The sequence below is a fragment of the Ornithinimicrobium pekingense DSM 21552 genome (genome assembly GCF_000421185.1).
Classification (GTDB): Bacteria; Actinomycetota; Actinomycetes; order Actinomycetales; family Dermatophilaceae; genus Ornithinicoccus; species Ornithinicoccus pekingensis.
Genome location: NZ_ATWJ01000009.1, coordinates 301096 through 317498 on the forward strand (window position 1 = coordinate 301096; position 16403 = coordinate 317498).

A 16403-nucleotide genomic window follows, 5' to 3' on the forward strand; every position below is an offset into this window, starting at 1 on the left:
CGATACCGCTGGGGGCTCATGCTCCTCCTGAGCCGAACCCGCGCGCAAGACCCATCTGCGCAGAGACGGGGCGACCGGCGCAGATACGCCCTCTACGCCGGCCGGCCGGCGACCTCCGGGGTCAGCCGCTGATGCAGGCCGGCCCGAGCAGCGCCTTCAGCTCGCCGAAGAGCTCCGCCGAGGCTTTCACCCGCAGCGACTCGTCGAGCTTGAGCAGCACGTTGCGTCCTGGCTGCACCAGGTTGACGTGCACCTCGGTGCTGCCCGGATGGTTGGTCAGGACGCCCTTGAGCTTGTGCGCGAGCCCGTCGGTGGCGCGGGACAGCGGCATGTTGAGCACGACCGGCCCGCGCGGGCCCTGCTTGATGTCGGGCAGCATCAGCTCGTTGGCGAGCAGCTCGGAGCCGTCGTCGCCCTTCTTGAGCCGGCCCTTGACCACGGCGACGGTGTCCTCGGCCAGCATCGTCGAGATCGTCATGTAGGTCTTGGGCCAGAAGACGACGTCGATCGAGCCGGCCATGTCCTCGATGGACAGGCGGGCGTAGGGGTCGCCGTTCTTGGTGCGCTTGAGCTGCAGGTTGGTCATCATCCCCGCGACGGTGATGAAGTCACCGTCCTTGGCCCCGTCCTCGCCCACGATCTCCAGGATCGAGGCGCTGGCGTGCTGGGACAGGATGTGCTCGATGCCGTTGAGCGGGTGGTCGGAGACGTAGAGGCCGAGCATCTCCCGCTCGAAGGCAAGCAGCACCGACTTGTCCCACTCCAGGGAGGGCACCGGTGGCAGGGTGACGATCTGCATGCTCTCGTCGGGCTGCCCGTCGTCGCCGAAGCCGAACCCGGAGAACAGGCTGTCCTGCCCGATCGCCTCCTGGCGCTTCTCGTCCACGAGCGCCTCGACATACCTCTCGTGCACGCTGACCAGACCCTGGCGGGTGTGCCCGAGGCTGTCGAACGCGCCGGCCTTGCACAGCGACTCGATGGTCCGCTTGTTGCAGACGACCACCGGCGACTTGCGCAGGAAGTCCTCGAAGGAGGTGAACTCCCCCTTCTCCTCGCGCGCAGCCACGATCCCGGCGACGACGTTGCGGCCGACGTTGCGGATCGCGGAGAGGCCGAAGCGGATGTCGTCGCCGACCGCGGCGAAGTTGGCGACCGACTGGTTCACGTCGGGCGGCAGCACCGCGATGCCCATCCGCCGGCACTCGGCCAGGTAGAGCGCGGTCTTGTCCTTGTCGTCGCCCACGCTGGTGAGCAGGGCTGCCATGTACTCGGCCGGGTAGTTGGCCTTGAGGTAGCCGGTCCAGTAGGAGATGACGCCGTAGGCCGCGGTGTGGGCCTTGTTGAACGCGTAGTCGGAGAAGGGGACCAGCACGCCCCACAGCGCGGCGATCGACGCCTCGTTGTAACCGTTGGCCTTCATGCCCTCGGAGAAGGGGACGTACTCGGCGTCGAGCACCTCCTTCTTCTTCTTGCCCATCGCCCGGCGGAGCAGGTCGGCGTTGCCGAGCGTGTACCCCGCGAGCTTCTGGGCGATCTCCATCACCTGCTCCTGGTAGATGCAGAGACCGTAGGTGTTGCCCAGGATCGGCCCGAGCGCCTCCTCCATCTGCGGCTGCAGCTTGCCCTTCAGCTGCGGGTCGAGCGGGACGACCTCCTGCTGGCCGTTCTTGCGCAGGGCGAAGTTGGTGTGGGCGTTCACGCCCATCGGGCCGGGCCGGTAGAGCGCGAGCGCCGCGGAGATGTCCTCGAAGTTGTCCGGGCGCATGAGCCGCAGCAGCTGGCGCATGCCGTTGCCGTCGAGCTGGAAGACGCCGAGCGTGTCACCGCGACCGAGCAGCTTGTAGGTCGCCTCGTCGGTCATGTCCTTGGACAGCGCGTCGAGGTCGATGTCCTCGCCGCGGTTGTCCTTGATGTTGTTGATCGCGTCGTCGAGGACCGTGAGGTTGCGCAGGCCCAGGAAGTCCATCTTGACCAGCCCGAGGGTCTCGCACGTCGGGTAGTCGAACTGGGTGATGATCTGGCCGTCCTGGTCGCGGCGCATGATCGGGATGACGTCCAGCAGCGGCTCGCTGGACATGATGACGCCGGCCGCGTGCACGCCCCACTGACGCTTCAGGCCCTCCAGGCCCTTGGCGGTCTCGAAGACCTCGGCGGCATGCGGGTCCTCGACGAGCAGCTCGCGGAACTCGCCGGCCTCGCCATACCTCTTGTGGTCGGGGTCGTGGATCCCGGTGAGCGGGATGCCCTTGCCCATGACGTCCGGCGGCATCGCCTTGGTGAGCTTCTCGCCCATCGCGAAGGGGTAGCCCATCACACGCGAGGCGTCCTTGAGGGCCTGCTTGGCCTTGATCGTGCCGTAGGTGACGATCATCGCCACGCGGTCGTCGCCGTACTTCTCGGTGACGTAGCGGATGACCTCGGAGCGTCGCCGGTCGTCGAAGTCGACGTCGAAGTCGGGCATCGACCTGCGCTCGGGGTTGAGGAAGCGCTCGAAGATCAGGCCGTGGGGGATCGGGTCGAGGTCGGTGATGCCCATCGCGTAGGCGCACATGGAACCGGCACCCGAACCACGACCCGGCCCCACCCGGATGCCGTTCTTCTTGGCCCAGTTGATGAAGTCGGCGACGACGAGGAAGTAGCCGGCGTAGCCCTTGGAGATGATCACCTCGGACTCGTAGGCGGCCTGCTTCGTCGCGTAGTCCGGCACCCCCTCGGGGAAGCGCCGCTGCAGGCCGGTCTCAACCTCGGAGAGGAACCAGCTGGTCTCGTCGTGACCCTCGGGGCAGGGGAAGCGGGGCATGTAGCGCCCCTCCCCCTCGGTGAAGGAGATGTCGCAACGCTCGGCGACGACGAGGGTGTTGTCGCACGCCTCGGGCAGCTCGCGCCAGATGTGGCGCATCTCCTGGGCGGTCTTGAGGTAGTAGCCGTCGCCGTCGAACTTGAACCGGTTGGGGTCCTGCATCGTCGAGCCAGACTGCACGCACAGCAGCGCCGAGTGCGCCTTGGCGTCCTCCTGCGTGGTGTAGTGCAGGTCGTTGGTCGCCAGCAGCGGCAGGCTCAGCTCCTTGGCGAGCCTGAGCAGGTCCTGGCGCGTCTGGCGCTCGATGGCGATGCCGTGGTCCATCAGCTCGACGTAGACGTTCTCCGCGCCGAAGATGTCCTTGAGGTCGGAGGCCCACTGCACCGCCTCGTCCCACTGCCCCAGCCGCAGGCGCGTCTGCACCTCGCTGGACGGGCAGCCGGTCGTGACGATCATCCCCTGGCCGTACTGCTCCAGCAGCTCGCGGTCCATGCGCGGCTTGAAGTAGTAGCCCTCCATCGAGGCCAGCGAGGCCATCCGGAAGAGGTTGTGCATGCCGTTGTTGTTGCGCGCCAGCATCGTCATGTGGGTGTAGGCACCACCACCGGAGACGTCGTCGCGGCCACCCTCGCCGTACTTCACCCGGGTCTTGTCGGTGCGGTGCGTGCCCGGCGTCAGGTAGGCCTCGAGGCCGATGATCGGCTTGACGTCGTACTTCTGCGCGGTCTTCCAGAACTCGTAGGCGCCGAAGATGAACCCGTGGTCGGTCGTCGCGATCGCCGGCATGCCCAGGTCGGCCGCGGTGGAGAGCATGTCCTCGATCCGGGCCGCACCGTCGAGCATCGAGTACTCGGTGTGGTTGTGCAGGTGGACGAAGTTCTGCGCGGGGCTGGCTGGCGATGACATCGCAGACGATCCTAGATCGCCCCACCGACAGGTATGACGAGCCGGTCACCGACTCGTCCGGGCCGCTGCGCCGACCTGCACCGACGCCAGGGTCCGGCGCGGCGGACCGCACACCCGACAGCTCTTCCGAGCGGATTGAGCAGATGCTAAATTCATCAAACCATCCTATCTCGATCCGAGGAACCGTGCCCGACAGCTCCCCCGACGCCCCGCTCTACGAGATCAAGGCCAACCTCTTCAAGGCCCTGGCCCACCCCGCCCGCGTGCGGATCCTGGAGATCCTCGTCGCCGCCGGCGGCCCGTGCCCCGTCAGCGACCTTCTCGACGCGCTCGGCCTCGAGGCGTCGCTGCTCTCCCAGCACCTCGCCGTCCTGCGCCGCCACCACGTCGTGACGTCCACGCGCAGCGGCAACGCCGTCACCTACGAGCTGGCCCACCCGCAGGTCGCCGACCTGCTGGCGGTCGCCCGCTCCTTCCTCCTCGACCGGCTCACCACCCAGCAGAAGCAGCTCGCGCTGGCCACCCGGCTGGAGTCGGCACGATGAGTCTCGCCGCCCTGCGGGGACTGCTGCCCAGCCCGGCCGACTACGCCGACGTCCCGCGGCACTGGCGCTCCGACCTGGCGGCGGGCGCGACCGTCGGCATCGTCGCACTCCCCCTGGCGCTCGCCTTCGGCATCAGCTCCGGGGCCGGCGCCGCCGCAGGCCTCGTCACCGCCGTCGTCGCCGGCCTCGTGGCCGCGGTCTTCGGCGGGTCCAACGTCCAGGTGTCCGGGCCGACGGGGGCCATGGCCGTCGTCCTCGTGCCGATCGTCGGCGAGCACGGCGTGGCCGCGCTGGCGGTCGTGGGCATCCTCGCCGGCCTGATGCTGATGGTCGCGGGGGCGCTGCGGCTGGGCCAGCTGATCGGGCTCGTCCCGTGGCCGGTGATCGCCGGCTTCACCGCCGGGATCGGCGTCATCATCTTCCTGCAGCAGGTCCCGCTCGTGCTCGGACCGGTGGAGGCGGGCACCCGGCCTGTCACCGCAGCCTGGCACGCGCTGCAGGGCGCGGACTGGGCCGCTGCGGTGTGGCCGCTGGCGGTCGTCGCCGTGGTCGTCGCGCTCATGCTCGTCGTTCCGCTGTGGAACGACCGCCTCCCCGTCTCCCTGCTGGCCATCGTCCTCGTGACCGTCGCAGCCGAGGTGCTGGACCTGCCGCTGGCCCGGATCGGGCAGATCCCCTCCTCGCTGCCGGTGCCCACGCTCCCCTCGGTCGACCCCGCGCTCCTGCAGACGGTGCTCACCGCCGCGATCGCCGTCGCCGCCCTGTCAGCCATCGAGTCGCTGCTGTCGGCGCGGGTGGCGGTCGACCTGTCGGGCGACGCCCGCTACAACCCCGACCGCGAGCTCGTCGGGCAGGGTATGGCGTGCATCGCCTCCGGCGCGTTCGGCGGCATACCCGCTACCGGCGCCATCGCGCGCACGGCCGTCAACGTGCGTGCCGGCGGGCGCACCCGGCTGTCCGTGATCACGCACTCCCTCGTCCTGCTCGGCGTGATCTACCTCGCCTCCGGGCCGGTCTCCCGCATCCCGATGGCCGCGCTGGCCGCCGTGCTGATGCTCACCGCCGTGCGGATGGTCCCGGCCCGCGAGATCCGGACCATCCTGCGCTCCACCCGCTCCGACGCCGTCGTGCTGGTGCTCACCATGGTGGTCACGGTGCTCGTCGACCTCGTCGAGGCGGTCCAGATCGGCATCGCGGTCGCGGCGGTCTTCGCCCTGCGCGCCGTCGCCCGCACCAGCGGCGTCCGCCGGGAGCCGATCGACAGCGCGCCGGACCCCGCCGACGAGCGCATCGCGGTCTACCGGCTGTCCGGCTCGATGTTCTTCGGCGCCGCCGAGCGCGTCCGCAGCGACGTCCAGGCCGAGGGTCACATCGACGTCGTCATCCTCGCCTTCTCCCAGCTGCGCACGCTGGACGCCACCGGCGCCAACACCCTGGCCGAGATCGTCCGCGCCCTGGAGCGCCAGGGCGTCACCGTGCTCATCAAGGGGGTTCCGAGCCAGCACATGGCCCTCATGCGCTCGGTCGGCGTCATCGACGCCCTGCGCGACCGACGGCACCTCTTCGACGCCTTCCCCGACGCGCTCGAGCACGCCAGGGGCCACGTGCGCCGCGCAGCCGCCTCGCCCCCGGCCGCGCCGCTCGGCGAGCCGGTCCCGACGGGCTGACCTCACCGACCGTCGGGCGTGTGTCCTCAGAAGTCGAACCCGCCGAAGTCGCCGCCGAAGTCGCCCGAGCCGAGCTCCCCGCCGAAGTCTCCGCCGCCGAACTCCTGGCCGCCGAACTCCCCGCCACCGGCCTCGGCACCCGCCGCGTCACCACCGTCACCGGCGCCCGTGTCACCGACACCCTCTCCGGCGTCCGCGGCCTCGGGCGACGTCTCGTAACCACCGAAGAGCGACTGGGCGATGGCACTGCCCACGACGACACCGGCGATGGTGCCCAGCATCGAGCCGGCCATCATCGAGCCCATGCCGGGGCCGGCGAAGGCCGACTGCATGTATCCGGGCTGCCGCATCTCGGCCCGCGTGGCCGACCGCGCCAGGTCGCCCGGGTCGTCGGACTGCGGCGCCTCACCGGTGGGCAGGTCCTGGCTCAGCCGGCCGAGGACCTGCTGGCGCTGCTCCGGCGACAGCTGCGCGAACGCCTCGGCGTGCACCTCCTCCAGGCGCTCCGGCGGGGCGGTGCGCAGCAGGTAGCGGTAGCGCGCGACGGCCCGCTCGTTCTCCGAGGAGACGGCCTCGCCGACGGGCCGCATCGAGCCCTGCTGCGCCGGGAGAGGCGGCTCGTAGCCGCCGGTCGGCCGCTGCTGCTGCGGCTCACGTCCGAGAAGTCGATCGAGGAAGCCCATGCCTCGACGTTAGCCGCGGATGACGTCCAGCGCGTGCTGCAGGTCGTCGGGGTAGGGCGACTCGAACTCGACATACTCCCCGCTGCCGGGGTGCAGGAAGCCGAGCTTGGTCGCGTGCAGCCACTGCCGGGTCAGCCCCAGCCGCTTGGCGAGCGTGGGGTCGGCGCCGTAGGTCAGGTCGCCGCAGCACGGGTGGTGCAGCGCGGAGAAGTGCACGCGGATCTGGTGCGTGCGTCCAGTCTCGAGGTGGATCTCCAGCAGGCTGGCGGAGCGGTGCGCCTCGAGCAGCTCGTAGTGCGTCAGGCTCGGCCGGCCGTCGCGACGGACCGCGAAGCGGTAGTCGTGCCCGGGGTGGCGCCCGATCGGGGCGTCGATCGTGCCCTCGTGCGGGTCGGGCAGGCCCTGCACCAGTGAGTGGTAGGTCTTGTCGACGGTCCGGTCGCGGAAGGCCTGCTTGAGCACGGTGTAGGCCCGCTCGGACTTGGCGATCACCATGAGCCCGGAGGTGCCGACGTCCAGGCGCTGCACGATCCCCTGCCGCTCCGGCGCGCCGGAGGTGGAGATGCGGTAGCCCGCGGCGGCCAGCCCGCCCACGACGGTCGGACCGGACCAGCCGACGCTCGGGTGGGCGGCGACCATGGCCGGCTTGTCGACGACGACCATCTCGGTGTCGTCGTGCACGATGCGCATGCCCTCGACCGGCTCGGCCACCACCTCCAGGCCGGGCGGCGGCCCGACTGGCGGCAGGACGACCTCGATCCAGCTGCCACCCACGACCCGGTCGGACTTGCCGACGACGCGTCCGTCCTGGCTGACGTGCCCGCCGGCGGCGAGGTCGGCGACCTTGGACCGCGACAGGCCGAGGAGCCGTGCGAGGGCGGCGTCGACCCGCTCGCCCTCCAGCCCGTCGGGCACCAGAAAGGTGCGCGACTCGCTCACCGGCCGGGCTCCGTCCGGTCCGCGGAGGTATGCGGTGCCGCCGCGTCGTGCGTGGTGTCGTCGTCGTCGGCCTGCGTGCGCGGCGACTCATAAGCCTCGTCGGACTTGCCCTCGCGCGTGCCGTCGGGGTGGAAGCCGCGCAGCGCCAGCAGCGCGATCAGGCAGGCGGCCGTCGTCACGCCGATGTCGGCGACGTTGAAGATCGGGAAGTTGGGCAGGCGCAGGAAGTCCACGACGTGGCCAAGCCCGGGGGCGGGGGCGCGGAAGAAGCGGTCGACGAGGTTGCCCACCGCGCCGCCGAGCAGCAGCCCGAGCGCGATGGCCCAGGGCAGGCTGCGGACCTTGAGCGCCTGCCAGACGATCAGCACGGAGATGATCGAGGCGACGACGGTCAGCACGCCGGTCGAGCCGGTGCCGAGCGAGAACGCCGCCCCGGAGTTGTAGATCAGGTGCAGCCGCAGCAGGTCGCCCACGACCTGCACCGGCTCCCCCAGGGTCAGGGCTCGTTCGGCCCACAACTTGGTGACCTGGTCGAGGACGATCCAGACCGCGGCGATGCCGAGGACGAGGAGGGTCCGACGGGGGCGTCGGCTCAGCGGCGTTCCTGCTTCTGCTTGCATGTCATGCATAGCGTCGCACGGGGAAAGGCCTGGAGCCGCATCTTGCCCACGGGCCGCCCGCACGACTCGCAGTCGCCGTAGGTGCCGTTGTTCATCCGCTCCAGGGCGTGGAGGGTCTGCAGCAGCAGCGCCTTGGCGTTGTTGGTCAGCGACAGCTCGTGCTCCCGCTCCCAGGTGGCCGCCCCCGCGTCTGCCTGGTCGTCGCCGGCCCCGTCGCCGTAGCTGCGCATGAGCTCGACCAGGTCGTGCTCGGCCTCGTGCACCTCGGCGCTCAGGCGCTCGGCGTCGGCCTCCAGCTCGGCGCGCACCTCGGCCAGCTCCTCGGCCGACCAGGGCGCCTCGTCGTCGCGCACGCTCAGCGTCTCGTGCACGTCCTCGGGTGGGGTGGTGATGTTCTTCGCCTTGGCCACACCGGTGCCCTTCTCTGGCAGGAAGCCCGACCGGTCCCTGCTGCCGGATCGCGCGTGGTGCGGGAAGGATAGGACACCGAATAGCCGTTGACAACGACTTTGGTCACTCCGGTCCCTCGTGTCGCCGCGCGCCGAGGCCGGGCCCCAACGAGACCATGACCACGGCATACACGACGAGGGCGCCCCGGCCGCAGCCGGGACGCCCTCGCGCGTCGTGAGAAACGTCAGTCGTTGGAGTTCTCGACCTTGGACAGCTGGTCGGACAGGAACGCCCGGAGCCGGTCGCGCAGCTCGACCTCCTGGGTCTGCAGCTCGCCGATGCGGCCGGTCAGGGAGTTCTGCCGCGTGGTGAGGTCCTCGAGGATGCCAGCGCGCTGCTGCTCGGCCTCGCCGACCATCTGGTCGCGGGAGGTCTGGCCCTCGGTGACCAGCGTGTCGTGCGTCTGCTGGCCGGTCGTGACCAGCTCGTCGTGCTTGGCCTGACCCTCGGTGACGAGGCGGTGCCGCTCCTGCTGGCCCTCCTGGACGAGGTTGTCGTGGGTCTGCTGGCCGGTCTGGACGAGCTCGTCGTGCTTGGCGTGCCCCTCCTGGACCAGGCGGTCGTGCGTCTCCTGGCCGGTCTGCACGAGCTCGTCGTGGCGGGTCTGGCCCTCGGTGACGAGACGGTCGTGGGTCTCCTGGCCGTCGGTGATGAGCTCGTCGCGCTTCTGGTCGGCCTCGGTCACGACGCGGTCGCGGTAGGTCTCGGCCTCCTCGACCAGGCGGGCCTTGGTCGTCTCGCCCTCGGCGACGTGCTGGTCGTGCAGGCGCTGGGCCAGGGAGATGATCGTGGTGGGGTCCTCACCGGGCTGGCCCGGTGCGGCGGCGGCCATCATCGGGGCGGCGGCGCCGACCTCCTGCGCCTGGCGGGCCGACTCCTCGGCCTCGAGCGCGCGCTGCTGGGCCTGCTGCAGCTCGTCCTCCAGCTGGCGGACGCGCTCGTCGGCGGCGGTCACGCGGCCCCGCAGGTCCTCGGCCTCGGCGGTCGAGCTCTCCGCGCCCTCGCTGTGGGCCTGCTCGGCGGCACGGGCGCGCTCCTCGGCCTCGGCGCGGGCCGCCTGGCACTCCTGGAGCTGGCGCCGCAGGTCCTCGACCTCGCCGGAGCGGTCCTCGACGGCCGGAGCGGCCTCGGCGGCCTGCTCCGCCTCGCCCTGAGAGGCGACGCGCTGCTCGAGCTCGGCCGCGGTGCGGCGGGCGTCGTCGGCCTCGGCCTGGGCCCGCTCGGCGGCGGCGCGCTCGGACTCGACCTGGGCGCGGAGCTGCTCGAGCTCGGCCTCGAGGTCGTCACGGCCCTGGTCGGGCGCGAAGGAGGCGGTGCGGAAGTTGTCGGTCTGGTCCCCGCCGTAGCCCTGCCCCGCACGGCAGTCCTCGAGGTCGGAGCGGAGCCCGTCGTTCTCGGCGAGCAGCCTGCGCAGCTCGACGACCACCTCGTCGAGGAAGTCGTCGACCTGGGTCTCGTCATACCCTCGCCTCAGGTGCGTCGCACTGAAGCTCTTCTTGATGACGTCCTCGGGGGACAGCGCCATGTTTCACCTCGATCAGGAAGTCACCGGCCGTGCCCCCTCACGACAGGGCATGCCCGATGACGTGCGGTCATGCACGTGCAACGGCAACTCTAACCCACACCCGGCACGCCGGCCACGCGCGAAGCAGCAGGCCAGCGGCCCGCCTCAGAAGGGCAGGGCCAGGACCAGCTGCCGACCGAAGCTCACGGCGATGATCAGCACCAGGAAGCCTAGGTCGAGCGCGACGTTGCCCAGCCGCAGCGGCGGGATGACGCGGCGCAGGGCGCGCAGGGGCGGGTCGGTGAGCGCGTAGATCCCGTTGGCCAGCACCAGGATCGGCCCCTTGGGCCGCCAGTCCCGCGCGAAGACCTGCACCCAGTCGAAGACCAGGCGTCCGATGAGGACGAAGAGGTACAGGCTGAGGATGAGCGAGAGGAGCTGGCCGACCATGCGCCAAGGTTACGTGACCGTCATGGCCGTCAGGTCCACGAGCAGGGCACCTGCCCCCGCCAGGGCTGCGGACTCACCGGGGACCGTGGTGATCAGCCAGAGCAAGGGGCCGGCGCGCGGTCACGAACACCGAGACACCGGGCGCTCGACGGACGGGCAGGTGGCGTTCGAGGCGGACGACGAGTCCCAGAGCGGTGTTGACGACGGCGCGTGGCTCGTCCAGATCACTGCCGGACGAACGACGTCGGTGCAGAGCGACGAGGGGTCTGAGCAAGACCATCCACGAACGTGACTCCACCACCTCCAGCCCGGCGCTCTCGAGCAGGGCGAGGAACTCTGGTCGTCGGTATCGACGCAGATGCCCCACCGCAACGTCATGGGCGGACCACAGTCCCGGGTCGACCGGGACAGACGCGATCAGCGTTCCCCCTGGTTTGAGGACACGGACCACCTCGGCCACGGCGCACCTGTCATCAGACAGATGCTCAAGAACATCAAGCGCAACCACCAGGTCGAACGCGCGGCTCGCGACCGGCAGGTGGTGCGCATCCGCCCTGACGACCTCCAGCCCGCGCTCCCGTGCGGACTGGCCGCCTTCCCGCGTGAACTCAAGGGCGATCACCTTCCACCCGAGAGCCTTCAGCACACGGGTGTTTCCGCCTCCCGCCGCGCCGATGTCGAGCGCCAGCCCCGGTGCGAGATCCCGGGCGCGACGCCTGAGCAGGTCACGTCGTTCGGCATACCACCAGTGCCGATCCTCCAGCCGCACCAGCTTCCGGATCTCTTCCGCGTCCAAGCCGGCGCCGTCAGACGTAGATGCGCTGGGAGGGGTCCAGGCCTCAGCTCTGGTTGAAAGGACCCTGGGCGTTGCGCGCCGGGGTCTCCGCCCCGCCGTCCACCTCGATGTACTCCGGGCTGAGCAGGAAGACCTTGCTCGTGACCCGCTCGATGGAGCCGTGCAGGCCGAAGGCCAGGCCGGCGGAGAAGTCGACCAGGCGCTTGGCGTCGGCGTCGTCCATGTCGGTGAGGTTGATGATCACCGGGACGCCGTCGCGGAAGGCCTCACCGATGTTCTTGGCCTCGTTGTAGGTGCGCGGGTGGATCGTGGTGATGCGGTTGAGTTCGCTCATCTGGGGCTCCCGGACGACCTGCTTGGCGGGCGTGCGCCGCGGAAGGGGGGTGACCTCGGCGCCCACGTGCGGGCGCTCCTCGTCGTCGCGCACGGCACGCACCGGCGAGACCGGGGCCTCGTCGCGGACGGGCTCGCGACGGGTGTCGTCGTAGGCGTCGTAGTCGTCGTAACGCTCGTCGGACTCGGCGAGTCCGAGGTACTCCATCGTCTTGCGCAGCGCCCCGGCCATGTGTGCGAGCTCCTTGGTGCGACGGGCTGACACCCGTGGTGGATCGGTCGCTGCCGACGCTACAGCCGGGACCCCATGATGGCGGTGCCGACACGCAGGTGTGTCGCACCACAGGTCACAGCAGTTTCAAGGTCGCCGCTCATGCCCGCGGACAGCCACGTGGCCTCCGGGTGCTCCCGGCGCAGGTCCTCGCCGAGCCGGGCCAGCCGCTCGAAGGCCGCACGCGTCCCGTCATCGTCGAGACCGAGGGGCGCGACGGCCATGAGCCCGCGCAGCTGCAGGTGCTCGGCGGCCGCCACGGCGTCCGCGAGGGCGGGCACCTCCTCGGGCGCCGCTCCCCCGCGGCCCCGGTCCTCCCCCTGCCCCAGGTCGACCTGCAGGGTCACGGCGAGGGGGGTATGGCGTGCGCCCTCCTCGAGGGCGTTGCCCACGCCGCGGTCCAGCGCCCGGACCAGCTTGGCGCGGTCGACCGACTGGACGACGTCGGCATACCTCGTGACGTGGTTCGCCTTGTTGGTCTGCAGCTGGCCGATGAAGTGGACCGTGAGCCGCGACCGCACCTGCTCGTCCAGCTCGGCGACCTTGGGCCCGGCCTCCTGGTCGCGGTTCTCCCCCACGTGCTCGACCCCGAGCCCGGCCAGCTCGACGACGTCATCACCGGGGAAGAACTTGGTGACGACGACGAGGGTGACCTCGGACGGGTCGCGGCCCGCAGCACGGCAGGCGTCGTCGATGCGGGTCTGGACGGCGGCGAGGTTGGCGGCGAGCTCGTCGCGTCGGCTGTCGGTCACGCGACCTGCTCCCGCTCGAGCAGGCGCACGACGCCGACGAACCGGCCCGTCTGGCCGTCGCGGCGGTGGGAGTAGAGGTCGGGGTTCTCCCGGGTGCAGCCGGGCAGCCACCGCACGGGGACACCCTCCCGCACGAGCTGCTCCACGACACCGGCCGCGACGTCGATCGCGGGCGTCCCTGTCCAGGTGACCGCCGCGGCGCTCGGAGCGACGGCGGCCGCGGCGTCGCGCATCTCGGCCGGCACCTCGTAGCAGCGCGCGCACACCGACGGCCCGACCAGCGCCTCGATGTCCTCGGCGCCCAGCTCCCGCATGCCCGCGACGGTGGCGGGTACGACGCCGGTGACCATGCCGAGGCGGCCCGCGTGCACCGCGGCGACGAAGCCCTCGGTGCGGTCCACCAGCAGCACCGGCACGCAGTCGGCCACCATCACGACGAGGGCCTCGTCCGTCCGGCCGGAGATCAGCCCGTCGACGGAGGGTGCGGCGTCCGCCTGCTCCTGGTCGTGGTCCTGCGTGCCCGGCGTGACGGCCACGTCGCAGCCGTGCACCTGATCCATGAAGCGCAGGTCGGCCAGCCGCAGCCCTAGCTCGTGGGCCAGGCGGTGGCGGTTGGTCGTCACCGCCTCGTCGAGGTCACCGACGTGGCGGGCGAGGTTGAGCTGGTCGAACGGTGCCTGGCTCGACCCGCCCCGGCGGTCGGTGAAGGCCCACTCGACGCCGTACCGCGCGCCGCTCGGCTCGATCCGCTCCCGCCAGAAGAACACCTGGTCAGGGTAGCGCCGGGGCGTGGGCCTCCGAGCCCGTGGTCGCGCCGAGCCGCCACTCCTCGTCGTCGAGGCTCGCGAGCTGCTGCTGCACGAGCGCCCGCAGCCGGTCGCGGTAGGCACCCTGCTGCTCGTCCAGCTCGACGATGCGCCGCTCGAGCACCGCGCGCCTGGCCTGCAGGTCGGCGAGGATGCCGGCACGCTCGGCCTCGGCGTCGGCGATGAGCCGGTCCCGCTCGGCCTGGCTCGCCTGCACCAGCCGCTCCTTCTCCACCGTCGCCGCGTCCGTCATCTCGCGCGCCTGCTGGTGCGCGGTCGCCAGGATGCGCTGGGCCGACGCGGTGGCCTGCTCCTTCTCGGCGGCCGCCTCGGCCTGCAGCCGCTCGGCCTCCGTCCGCGCGCCAACGCTGAGCCGCTCACCCTCGGCGCGCCCCTGCTCGACGAAGTGGTCGTGCAGCTCGGCGGCGATCGTGGCTATGACCTTGAGGTCGTCCACCTGTCCTGTGTCGTCCGTGCCGGTGGTGAAGAGGTCGTGCTGGCCGAGGACCTCAGTAGCCTGCGTCTCAGCCGTCAGCCGCAGGGTGCGCAGCTCCTGCACCAGCGTCTCGTGCGAGCCGAGGAGCACGTCGTGCTCGTGCGTGAGCCGCTGCAGACGGCGGGAAGCCTCGGCCTCGGCGGCCTCGGCCTGCTGCTGCCGCTCCCCCGCCTCGGTGGCGGCGCGATCGGCGTCGGCGACGCGCGCGTCGGCGCTCTCGATGTCGGCACGGGCGTTGTCGAGACGGGTCTGGTAAGCGGCGAGCTCGGCGACCAGCTCGCGCCGCTCGGTGCGGATCAGCTCGAGCTGCTGCCGCTCACGCACGACGCGCTCGCTCTCCTGCTCCTCGTCCAGCTGCTGCAGGCTCAGGGGTCGGAGGCGCGCCGCCTTGAGCTCGTCGACCTCTGCGTGCAGACGCCGAAGCTCGACGACGACCTCCTCCAGGAAGGAGTCGACCTCCGTCTCCTCGTAACCACGCTTGAGGTAGTTCGCAGAACGGAAGCTCTTGCGGACGACGTCCTCCGGGAGTAAAGGCATGTCTGGTCCCTACCGATCGACTAGCTGAAGACTTCGATGATGTTGATGGCGGCCGGGCCGAGGATGACGATGAACAGGGCCGGCAGGATGAAGAGCACCAGGGGGAAGACGACCTTGACGGGGATCTGCATCGCCTTCTCCTCGGCGCGCTGCCTCCGCTTGAGCCGCATCTCGTCGGCCTGGGTCTCGAGGACCTTGGCCACCGAGACGCCGTGCTTCTCGGCCTGGACGATGGCCCGGACAAACCGCCGGAGGTCGGGCACCGCTACTCGCTCGGTCAGGGCCGTGTAGGCGTCGCGACGCGGCTGGCCGACCTGGATGTCCTGGAGCGTGCGCAGGAGCTCGTCGGCGAGTGGCCCCTGGCTGTTACGGGCCACGTGAGCCATGGCCGCCTCGAACCCTAGGCCCGCCTCCACCGCGATCGTGAGCTGGTCGAGGGTATCGGGGAGCGCGAGCTGCACCTTGTCGCGACGCTTGATGGCTGCGTTGTAGAGAAGCAGCTCTGGCATGAACCACACGAACGCCAGCACGAATGCGGCAAGGAGGATCGTCCGCAGCGCTGGTGCACCGCCCACGAGCAAGAACGCGAATCCTGCCGCCCCGGCCGTGGACACCATCTTCAGGACTATGACCCGCTCCAGCGGCCAGGAGGCCGGTCGTCCTGCACGCCCGAGCAGGCGGTCCAGCGTCCGGACGGAACCCGTCGGTGTCAGACGCCGCGCGAGTCTGACCAGGGTGCCCCCGCGCAGCTGGGGGCCGTCGTCAGCGTCACGGCCTGCCGTCAGGCCGCGTTGCAGGTTGGCTACCGCTCGACGCCGGACCGCGTCGGGCTGGGCGGTGAACGACCACAGCAGCAACGGGACGGCGAGCGCCAGGCAGGCGGCGGCTGTCAGCACTCCAGGGGCGAGCGTCATCAGAACTTCACCTCGATGGCCTTCCGCAGCCAGAGCGCACCGATCGTCATCAGGACCGCTCCTGTGGCGATGAGGATGTACCCGAGGACGTGGCTGGTGAGCGAACCGATGTAGGTGGGGTTGAGGACCATGAGTGCCAGCAGCACGACGAACGGCAGCGCCAGCAGGATGATTGCCGACATCTTGCCCTCGGCCGCGAGTGCCTTGACCTGCCTGCGGATCTGGCCGCGTTCGCGGATGGTGCCGCTGACGCCGTCCAGCACCTCGGCGAGGTTACCGCCCACCTGTCGGTGGATGGCGATTGCCTGAGCGACCCACCGGAAGTCGTCGCTGTCCATACGCTCGGCCGCTGCCTCGACGGCCTCTCCGAGGTCCCGCCCGACCCTCACCTGGTTGACGATGCGCGTGACCTCCGTGGCGCCTGGCTCGTCGAGCTCGGCGGCGACAGAGACCATCGCCTGCTGGACGCTGTGCCCGGCCCGCAGGTTGCTGGCCAGGAGCTGGAGCAGGTCATCCAGCTGGTCGGCGAAGTCGCTCTTGCGTCGGTCGGCCTTCAGAGCGACGTAGAAGTAGGCCCCCACCGCTCCGACGAACGCCATGAGCACGCCGCCAAAGATGCCTCCGATGACGGCTCCTGCAGCGAAACAGGCGATGATGCCCGCTCCCACGAGGAGAAGGAAGTCAGCGGGGTCCTGACGGATGCCGGCGCGGTCCAGCTTGTTGGCGAACCGCTCGGACTGGCCACGCCTGTTGAGCACCCCGGCGATCGCTGCTGTGCTCTTCTCCGCCGACCGGCCCAGGAACCCGACTGACTGCACCCCGTGGCGTCGGCGGTACAGCGGTACGCTGCGGGACGGCACCATGGCCCACACCGCCGATCCACCCGCCAGGAGGAGCGCCAGGACTGCCATCTGGACGAGCGGCGAGCTCATCG

Annotated in this window: 16 protein-coding genes; 2 read left to right on the top strand and 14 right to left on the bottom strand. The window is 70.7% G+C overall.

Going from position 1 to position 16403, the window contains the following annotated elements; all coding sequences use genetic code 11:
* Positions 1-121: 121 nt before the first annotated feature.
* Positions 122-3706, bottom strand: a complete 3585-nt coding sequence (gene dnaE / locus K330_RS0108900; protein ID WP_022921486.1) for a DNA polymerase III subunit alpha — start codon at positions 3704-3706, stop codon at positions 122-124.
* Here dnaE and K330_RS0108905 point away from each other — a divergent pair.
* Together K330_RS0108905 and K330_RS20240 are read left to right on the top strand one after the other, a co-directional pair.
* The gene (locus K330_RS0108905) at positions 3700-4251 is read left to right on the top strand and encodes an ArsR/SmtB family transcription factor (RefSeq protein WP_308423435.1); all 552 of its coding nucleotides are present in this window, start codon (positions 3700-3702) and stop codon (positions 4249-4251) included. The two genes, dnaE and K330_RS0108905, sit on opposite strands and share 7 nt — an antisense overlap.
* Entirely contained in the window at positions 4248-5918 is a 1671-nt protein-coding gene (locus tag K330_RS20240; RefSeq protein WP_022921488.1) for a SulP family inorganic anion transporter, read from the top strand. The genes K330_RS0108905 and K330_RS20240 overlap by 4 nt, the downstream gene beginning before the upstream one ends.
* Before the next feature lie 26 nt (positions 5919-5944).
* Here the strand turns inward: K330_RS20240 and K330_RS0108915 are convergent, their stop codons facing one another.
* The 13 genes from K330_RS0108915 to K330_RS0108975 form a co-directional block, all read right to left on the bottom strand.
* Positions 5945-6601 carry a hypothetical protein gene (locus K330_RS0108915; RefSeq protein WP_022921489.1) on the bottom strand — a complete coding sequence of 219 codons (657 nt, stop codon included), beginning with the start codon at positions 6599-6601 and terminating at the stop codon, positions 5945-5947.
* Positions 6602-6610: 9 nt separating this feature from the next.
* Positions 6611-7540, bottom strand: coding sequence for an RluA family pseudouridine synthase (locus K330_RS0108920; protein ID WP_022921490.1), 930 nt, complete (start codon positions 7538-7540; stop codon positions 6611-6613).
* On the bottom strand, positions 7537-8160 hold the full coding sequence (gene lspA, locus K330_RS0108925; RefSeq protein ID WP_022921491.1) for a signal peptidase II: 624 nt from the start codon (positions 8158-8160) through the stop codon (positions 7537-7539). The genes K330_RS0108920 and lspA overlap by 4 nt, the downstream gene beginning before the upstream one ends.
* On the bottom strand, positions 8133-8570 hold the full coding sequence (locus K330_RS0108930) for a TraR/DksA family transcriptional regulator (RefSeq protein ID WP_022921492.1): 438 nt from the start codon (positions 8568-8570) through the stop codon (positions 8133-8135). Before K330_RS0108930 ends, lspA begins: the two co-directional genes overlap by 28 nt.
* A gap of 224 nt (positions 8571-8794) precedes the next feature.
* Entirely contained in the window at positions 8795-10135 is a 1341-nt protein-coding gene (locus tag K330_RS22655; RefSeq protein WP_022921493.1) for a DivIVA domain-containing protein, read from the bottom strand.
* Between the two features lie 144 nt (positions 10136-10279).
* Entirely contained in the window at positions 10280-10564 is a 285-nt protein-coding gene (locus K330_RS0108940) for a YggT family protein (protein WP_022921494.1), read from the bottom strand.
* Positions 10565-10637: 73 nt separating this feature from the next.
* Entirely contained in the window at positions 10638-11360 is a 723-nt protein-coding gene (locus K330_RS23285; protein WP_084617338.1) for a class I SAM-dependent methyltransferase, read from the bottom strand.
* A gap of 43 nt (positions 11361-11403) precedes the next feature.
* Positions 11404-11925, bottom strand: a complete 522-nt coding sequence (locus K330_RS0108950) for a cell division protein SepF (RefSeq protein ID WP_022921496.1) — start codon at positions 11923-11925, stop codon at positions 11404-11406.
* 59 nt (positions 11926-11984) lie between these two features.
* Positions 11985-12716: a YggS family pyridoxal phosphate-dependent enzyme gene (locus K330_RS0108955; protein ID WP_022921497.1), complete on the bottom strand. Its 732-nt coding sequence runs from the start codon at positions 12714-12716 to the stop codon at positions 11985-11987.
* The gene (gene pgeF, locus K330_RS0108960; protein ID WP_022921498.1) at positions 12713-13483 is read right to left on the bottom strand and encodes a peptidoglycan editing factor PgeF; all 771 of its coding nucleotides are present in this window, start codon (positions 13481-13483) and stop codon (positions 12713-12715) included. The genes K330_RS0108955 and pgeF overlap by 4 nt, the downstream gene beginning before the upstream one ends.
* Before the next feature lie 4 nt (positions 13484-13487).
* Positions 13488-14555 carry a DivIVA domain-containing protein gene (locus tag K330_RS0108965; protein WP_022921499.1) on the bottom strand — a complete coding sequence of 356 codons (1068 nt, stop codon included), beginning with the start codon at positions 14553-14555 and terminating at the stop codon, positions 13488-13490.
* Positions 14556-14575: 20 nt separating this feature from the next.
* Positions 14576-15469, bottom strand: a complete 894-nt coding sequence (locus tag K330_RS0108970; protein ID WP_022921500.1) for a type II secretion system F family protein — start codon at positions 15467-15469, stop codon at positions 14576-14578.
* Positions 15469-16401: a type II secretion system F family protein gene (locus K330_RS0108975; protein ID WP_022921501.1), complete on the bottom strand. Its 933-nt coding sequence runs from the start codon at positions 16399-16401 to the stop codon at positions 15469-15471. Before K330_RS0108975 ends, K330_RS0108970 begins: the two co-directional genes overlap by 1 nt.
* Between the last annotated feature and the right edge of the window lie 2 nt (positions 16402-16403).

Coding starts and splice junctions, on each gene's coding strand:
- K330_RS0108905 (WP_308423435.1), top strand. CDS start 3,700: ATGACATCGCAGACGATCCTAGATCGCCCCACCGACAGGTATGACGAG.
- dnaE (WP_022921486.1), bottom strand. CDS start 3,706: ATGTCATCGCCAGCCAGCCCCGCGCAGAACTTCGTCCACCTGCACAAC.
- K330_RS20240 (WP_022921488.1), top strand. CDS start 4,248: ATGAGTCTCGCCGCCCTGCGGGGACTGCTGCCCAGCCCGGCCGACTAC.
- K330_RS0108915 (WP_022921489.1), bottom strand. CDS start 6,601: ATGGGCTTCCTCGATCGACTTCTCGGACGTGAGCCGCAGCAGCAGCGG.
- lspA (WP_022921491.1), bottom strand. CDS start 8,160: ATGCAAGCAGAAGCAGGAACGCCGCTGAGCCGACGCCCCCGTCGGACC.
- K330_RS22655 (WP_022921493.1), bottom strand. CDS start 10,135: ATGGCGCTGTCCCCCGAGGACGTCATCAAGAAGAGCTTCAGTGCGACG.
- K330_RS0108940 (WP_022921494.1), bottom strand. CDS start 10,564: ATGGTCGGCCAGCTCCTCTCGCTCATCCTCAGCCTGTACCTCTTCGTC.
- K330_RS0108950 (WP_022921496.1), bottom strand. CDS start 11,925: ATGGCCGGGGCGCTGCGCAAGACGATGGAGTACCTCGGACTCGCCGAG.
- K330_RS0108965 (WP_022921499.1), bottom strand. CDS start 14,555: ATGCCTTTACTCCCGGAGGACGTCGTCCGCAAGAGCTTCCGTTCTGCG.
- K330_RS0108970 (WP_022921500.1), bottom strand. CDS start 15,469: ATGACGCTCGCCCCTGGAGTGCTGACAGCCGCCGCCTGCCTGGCGCTC.
- K330_RS0108975 (WP_022921501.1), bottom strand. CDS start 16,401: ATGAGCTCGCCGCTCGTCCAGATGGCAGTCCTGGCGCTCCTCCTGGCG.